The 5,936-nt window shown below is 71.2% G+C and carries 6 protein-coding genes; 3 read left to right on the top strand and 3 right to left on the bottom strand.

The annotated features are described in order from the left end of the window. Nucleotides 1-97: 97 nt before the first annotated feature. Entirely contained in the window at nucleotides 98-856 is a 759-nt protein-coding gene (locus tag BN12_RS17210) for an alpha/beta hydrolase (RefSeq protein WP_048554382.1), read from the bottom strand. 121 nt (nucleotides 857-977) lie between these two features. Between BN12_RS17210 and BN12_RS17205 the strand changes: the two genes are divergently transcribed. Then, the gene (locus BN12_RS17205; protein WP_083454728.1) at nucleotides 978-1,826 is read left to right on the top strand and encodes a lysophospholipid acyltransferase family protein; all 849 of its coding nucleotides are present in this window, start codon (nucleotides 978-980) and stop codon (nucleotides 1,824-1,826) included. A gap of 28 nt (nucleotides 1,827-1,854) precedes the next feature. Here BN12_RS17205 and BN12_RS17200 read toward each other — a convergent pair whose 3' ends face one another. Beyond that, on the bottom strand, nucleotides 1,855-2,364 hold the full coding sequence (locus BN12_RS17200; protein WP_048554380.1) for a hemerythrin domain-containing protein: 510 nt from the start codon (nucleotides 2,362-2,364) through the stop codon (nucleotides 1,855-1,857). Between the two features lie 114 nt (nucleotides 2,365-2,478). Here BN12_RS17200 and BN12_RS17195 point away from each other — a divergent pair, with 114 nt between their 5' ends. Next, nucleotides 2,479-3,828, top strand: a complete 1,350-nt coding sequence (locus BN12_RS17195) for a class II 3-deoxy-7-phosphoheptulonate synthase (protein WP_048554377.1) — start codon at nucleotides 2,479-2,481, stop codon at nucleotides 3,826-3,828. 2 nt (nucleotides 3,829-3,830) lie between these two features. Then, nucleotides 3,831-4,910, top strand: coding sequence for a threonine aldolase family protein (locus tag BN12_RS17190; protein ID WP_235432448.1), 1,080 nt, complete (start codon nucleotides 3,831-3,833; stop codon nucleotides 4,908-4,910). A 179-nt stretch (nucleotides 4,911-5,089) separates the two neighbouring features. Here BN12_RS17190 and BN12_RS17185 read toward each other — a convergent pair whose 3' ends face one another. After that, the gene (locus BN12_RS17185) at nucleotides 5,090-5,797 is read right to left on the bottom strand and encodes a hypothetical protein (protein WP_048554375.1); all 708 of its coding nucleotides are present in this window, start codon (nucleotides 5,795-5,797) and stop codon (nucleotides 5,090-5,092) included. Between the last annotated feature and the right edge of the window lie 139 nt (nucleotides 5,798-5,936).

The following is a 5,936-nucleotide window of genomic DNA, read 5'->3' as shown; positions in this document are numbered from 1 at the left end:
GTCGTCGGTCAGTGACGGCGGGAGGTCGGGGACCGCGTCCCAGCCGGCGATGATCGCCGCGAACTCGGCGTCGACGTCGCGGCCGTCGAGGTGGTCGTCAGAGGGCATCGGCACCGACCAGCCGCTCGACGAAGGCATCGGTCTCGGCGAAGATCCGCGGCGCGTCGTGGTCGAGCGTCGCGACGTGGAAGGAGTCGTGGAGGACGACCTCGCTGACGTCGGTGCTCGAGATCCGCGACAGCAGGAGCGCCGAGCTCGACGCGGGCACGACGTGGTCGACCGCAGACCGGAACAGGAGCACCGGCTGGGTGACCGACGGCAGGTCGCGGATCACCTCGGCCCACAGCCGGGTCTGGGAGTGCAGGGCCTTGAGCGGTATGCGGTCGTACGCCTGCTCCGACTGCCCCGGCTTCTTGATGTCGTCGCCGATGCCTGCGAGGGACGGGACGAACCGCTGGAGGAGGGGCAGCGCCCTCATCCGGGGGTCCTCGACCTTGATGGCGGGGTTCACGAGGACCACGCCGGCCACGGCGGGGCCGTGCCGCTCGGCGAGGCGCGTCACGAGGGCGCCCCCCATCGACAGCCCGCCGACGAAGACGGTGTCGCACGACTCGCGCAGGAGGGTGAAGGCCGACTCGGCCTCGGCATACCACTCCTGCCACGTCGTCCGGTTCATCTCCTGCCACGTGCGCCCGTGACCGGGCAGCAGCGGCACCCGGACGGTGAGGCCCCGGTCGGCCAGGTGCTCCGCCCACGGACGCATGCTGACCGGGTTGCCCGTGAAGCCGTGGCAGAGGAGGAAGCCGGTGCGGGTGCCCGCGCGATGGAACGGCTCGGCGCCGGGGACGACGGACACGGCTTGGGGCTCCTCGTCAGGACAGGGATGTCACCCTCGATCCTCGCACGGCCCGTCGCGCCTCCGGTAGGGGTTGACAGTGCCGTAGAGTGCTCGGCACGCGCGTGGAAGGTGTACTCGGTTGCTCTATTGGCTCCTGAAGACCATCGTCGTCGGTCCCATCGTCAAGCTCCTCTTCCGTCCATGGGTCGAGGGCGCGGAGAACGTCCCGCAGGAGGGCCCCGCGATCTTCGCGAGCAACCACCTCTCGTTCTCCGACTCGATCTTCCTGCCGCTCGTCGTCGACCGGAAGGTCACCTTCCTCGCCAAGTCCGACTACTTCAACACGCCAGGGCTCAAGGGCCGCCTCATGGCGATGTTCTTCAAGGGCGTCGGCCAGCTGCCCGTCGACCGCTCCGGCGGCCGGGCGAGCGAGGCCGCGCTGCGCCAGGGACTGTCGGTCCTCGGGCGCGGCGACCTCCTCGGCATCTACCCCGAGGGCACCCGCAGCCCCGACGGCCGGCTCTACCGGGGCCGGACCGGCGTGGCGCGGATGGCCCTCGAGGGGCGGGTCACGGTCATCCCCGTCGCGATGATCGGCACCGACCAGGCCCAGCCGACCGGTCAGAAGATCCCGACGATCATGCGCATCGGCATCCGGTTCGGCCGGCCGCTCGACTTCTCCCGTTACGAGGGGATGGAGGACGACCGGTTCGTCCTGCGCTCCATCACCGACGAGATCATGTATGAGCTGATGGAGCTGTCGGGCCAAGAGTACGTCGACATGTATGCGACGTCCCAGAAGCAGCGCCTGCTCCGGGTCGCCAAGAGCAAGGCCCGGGAGCTGCAGGAGGCGGCCCTGCCGGGGCACGCCGCCAAGGAGCTCGAGGAGGCCCTCCAGCTGGAGGCCCTCCAGCTCGAGGACGACGGATCCGTCCCGGCGCCCGCGCCCCTCGACGACGAGTCCGACACCCAGCCCCGCGCGAGCTGACCGGCCCCACCCGCCGGGCGCGGTCGACCTACAGCGCGTCCGTATGCTGCGGACCCGGCGCGTCCGGGTGGATCCGGTGGTACTCCTCCCGGACCCGCATCGCGTGCTCCCAATCGGGCGTGTCGAGGGCGATCGCCGCGGCGGGGAACAGGCCGTTCTCCTCGTGCTGGATGTGCTCCAGGAGCACCTCGAAGACGGCGAGGAGCGCGTCCCAGCGCACCGCGGCGGGCCCGTCGCTCGCGACGGTCGCGAGCGCCTCGTCGATGACGGCGTCGAGCTCGTCGTGCTCGTCGAAGAGGGTGCCGACCTTGTCGCCGAACTCCGGGATCCGACCCATCGCGGGGTAGATGCTCTGCTCCTCGACGGCGTCGTGCTCGTGGACGACGTCGGCGAGCTCGCTCAGCCGGGCCGCTGCCGTCGCGTGGTCGCCGGCGGAGACCGCGCGCCGCACCTCGCCGCAGAGGTTCTGGATCGTGACGTGCTCGGCCGTGAGGTCACCGATCGGCGTGATGGCCCGGCACCCGCAGTAGCTGCACATGACACTCCTTCCACCTCCGGTCCAGTGTGGCCCTCCCGGGCCGGCGCGGGAACGGGAGGACCGGGATGCGGTCGGGCGACCGGACCCGCATACCGACGCGCCTATCCTTGTCCGGTGAGCACGACCTCCCCCGCAGATCCCCTCATCGACCTGCGCGCCGGCACGACCCTCGTCGCCGGTCAGCAGCCGACCTGGCCCGACGAGGCCGCCCTCGCCGACGTCGTCGCGACGCTGCTCACCTACCCGCCCCTCGTCTTCGCCGGTGAGTGCGACGTGCTGCGCTCCCGGATCGCGGCGGCGGCGCGTGGCGAGGCGTTCGTCCTCATGGGCGGCGACTGCGCCGAGACGTTCGCCAACGCGACGGCGGACAACATCCGCGACCGGATCAAGACCGTCCTGCAGATGGCGGCCGTCCTCACCTACGGCGCGTCCGTCCCCGTCGTCAAGGTCGGCCGGATGGCGGGCCAGTTCGCGAAGCCGCGGTCGAGCGGCACCGAGACGCGCGAGGGGGTGACGCTCCCGGCATACCGCGGCGACATGGTCAACGACTTCGAGTTCACGCCGGAGGCCCGCACCCCCGATCCGACGCGGCTGCTGCGCGCGTACCACACGAGCAGCGCGACGCTGAACCTCGTGCGGGCCTTCACCTCGGGCGGGTTCGCCGACCTGCGGCACGTCCACGACTGGAACCGCGGTTTCGTCGCCAACTCGGCGAACGCCCGCTACGAGAAGCTCGCCCGCGACATCGACAAGGCGATGAAGTTCATGGCGGCCTGCGGCGCGGACTTCGAGACGATGAAGACCGTCGAGTTCTTCGCCGCTCACGAGGCGCTGCTGCTGGACTACGAGCGTCCGCTGACGCGCGTCGACTCCCGGACGGGCGACCTCTACGACACCTCCGCCCACCTCGTCTGGGTCGGTGAGCGGACCCGCGACGGCGACGGCGCGCACGTCGACTTCGTCTCCAAGGTGCGCAACCCGATCGGCGCGAAGGTGTCCGACAAGGCGAGTCCCGACGACGTCCTGCGGCTCGTCGAGCGGATCAACCCCGACAACGAGGAGGGGCGCCTCACCTTCATCACGCGGATGGGGGCGGGTCGCGTGCGCGAGGCCCTGCCGCCGATCGTCGCGAAGGTCCACGCGTCCGGCGCCCACGTCACGTGGGTGTGCGATCCCATGCACGGCAACACCTTCGAGTCGGAGTCGGGCTTCAAGACGCGCGACTTCGAGGACATCGTCGACGAGGTGCGCGGCTTCTTCGAGGTGCACCGCGAGCTCGGCACCGTGCCCGGCGGCATCCACGTCGAGCTGACGGGCAACGACGTGACCGAGTGCATCGGCGGAGCCGAGAAGATCCTCGACGCCGACCTCACCAAGCGCTACGAGAGCGTCTGCGACCCGCGGCTGAACCACCAGCAGAGTCTCGAGCTGGCGTTCCTCGTCGCCGAGATGCTCGCCGACTGACCGTGGCTGCCAACCCGTCCGTGGCCGCCGTGCCCGTCGCCGCCGACCTGCTGTCCGACACGCTGACGAAGCCGACCCCTGCGATGCGCGAGGCGATGGCCGTCGCGCCCGTCGGGGACGACGTCTTCGGCGAGGACCCGACGGTCCGGGAGCTCGAACGCCGGGTGGCCAGCCTGCTCGGTCACGAGGACGGCCTGTTCACCCCGAGCGGCACGATGGCCAACCAGCTCGGCCTGCGGCTGTCGGTCGCTCCCGGCGAGGAGCTGGTATGCGACGCGCTCGCCCACGTGGCCCGGGCCGAGATGGGCGCGGCGGCCGTCTTCTCCGGCATCACCTCGCGGACCTGGTCCTCGCCTCGTGGGCTGCTCCGGGCCGCCGACCCCCTGTCGCTCATGGTCACCGGCGGCGGCGCCTACCAGGTGCGCACCGCGCTCGTCGTCGTCGAGAACACCCACAACTTCGGCGGCGGCACCGTCCAGCCGTTGGAGGAGATCCGAGCCGTCCGGGCCGGCACCCGCGACGTCGGGGTCGCGATGCACCTCGACGGCGCCCGCCTGTGGAACGCCCACGTCGCGACGGGCGTCCCCTTCGCCGACTACGGCCGCGAGTTCGACACCGTCTCGGTATGCCTGTCCAAGGGCCTCGGAGCGCCGGTCGGCTCGGTCCTCGTCGGGTCCGCGGAGGCGATGGGGCGGGCTCGGCTCTGGCGCAAGCGGTACGGCGGGGGAATGCGGCAGGTCGGCATCCTCGCGGCGGCCGGTCTCCACGCCCTCGACCACCACGTCGAGCGGCTCGCCGAGGACCACGCGCGGGCCCGCCGACTCGCCGTGGGCGCCGCGGCCGCGGCCCCGGGGTCCGTCGACCCCGCCACGGTGGAGACGAACATCGTCATCCTCGACGTGGGTGTCGCCGGCTGGTCGGCGCCGGCCTTCGTCGACGGTGCCGCGGCGCAGGGCGTCCGGCTCTATGCCGTCGGTCCCCGGGCCGTCCGGCTCGTCTGGCATCTCGACGTCGACGACGCGGCGACCGACGTCGCCGTCGACGTCGTGACGACCCTGCTGCGCGAGGGACCTGCTGCCTGAGAGCCCGCTGCGAGGGCCTTGCGCACCTCCTCGCTTTATCGGGTCACCCCACAAGACTGAGCTTCACCCGAGAAGGAGAGTCGGGTGAAGCTCAGTGTTCCGGGGTCACCCGATAAAGCTGATCGGGCCGGAGCGACGGTGCCGGGTGGGCATCGCCGAGGTGGGCCGGGTGCGCGGACTCAGCACAGGCCGTGATGGAGGTGGAAGCGCAGCAGCTCCCCGAGCTCGGTCACCGTCCGTGCCGCCCGGGAGAACCGCAGCTCGCGCCGGTGCGCACCGTCGAGCGTCACCCAGCCGATGACGACACCGTCGGGGTGCAGGTCGCTCAGCGTCACCCCCGCGATGTCGGCCAGGTGAAGCTGGGCCAAGGCGCCGACGGCGAGCCGCAGCTCGCGTTGGTGGCACATGTTGAGATGGGTCGTCGACTGTTGGAGGTAGCCCCGGTTGAGGCCGTGGGCCGGGTCATGGAAGGCATCGAGGGGCACCTGGATCCGTGTCTGGCGTCCGTCGCCGTCCGGTACGCAGAGGACGACGGTGGCCGGATCGACGTCGACCTGCTCCCGCACCGCATCGCAGCAGTCGCACTCGAACCGTCCGCTCGGCAGCAGGCGACCGGTCACGATGACCGTGGCCTCCTCGGACCAACCGCCCGTCACGCCGCTGCGGACGGTGAGGACCGCCGCGGAACCACAGCGAGCGGCATCGACGAGCGGGTCGTCGGGGTGGCAGGCGAACGTCGGCCGGCCATCCTCGCGCGCGGCGATGTGCGCACCGTCGATGAACCGCGCCAGCACCCCGTCGATGGTGACGCCGATCTGGGCCGGGCAGGACAGAATGCTGCGTGCCTCGGCTGCGACGTCCTCGGTCCTCACCTTCGCGCTCTTCATAGAGTTAGGTTAGCCTAACCTTCTGTCCACGTCGCGTCAGGCGCCCGGATTCGGACATCAGGTCTGCACGTGCCGGGTTGTCGTGGTCACGCGGGCCACCCGACCACGACAAGCCCGCACGTGCCGAGTTGTTGTCGTC

It is taken from the genome of Nostocoides japonicum T1-X7, from assembly GCF_001046855.1.
GTDB classification, from domain to species: Bacteria; Actinomycetota; Actinomycetes; order Actinomycetales; family Dermatophilaceae; genus Nostocoides; species Nostocoides japonicum.
The sequence above is the reverse complement of the archived record's forward strand: the minus strand, read 5'-3'. Positions and strand labels throughout refer to the sequence as shown.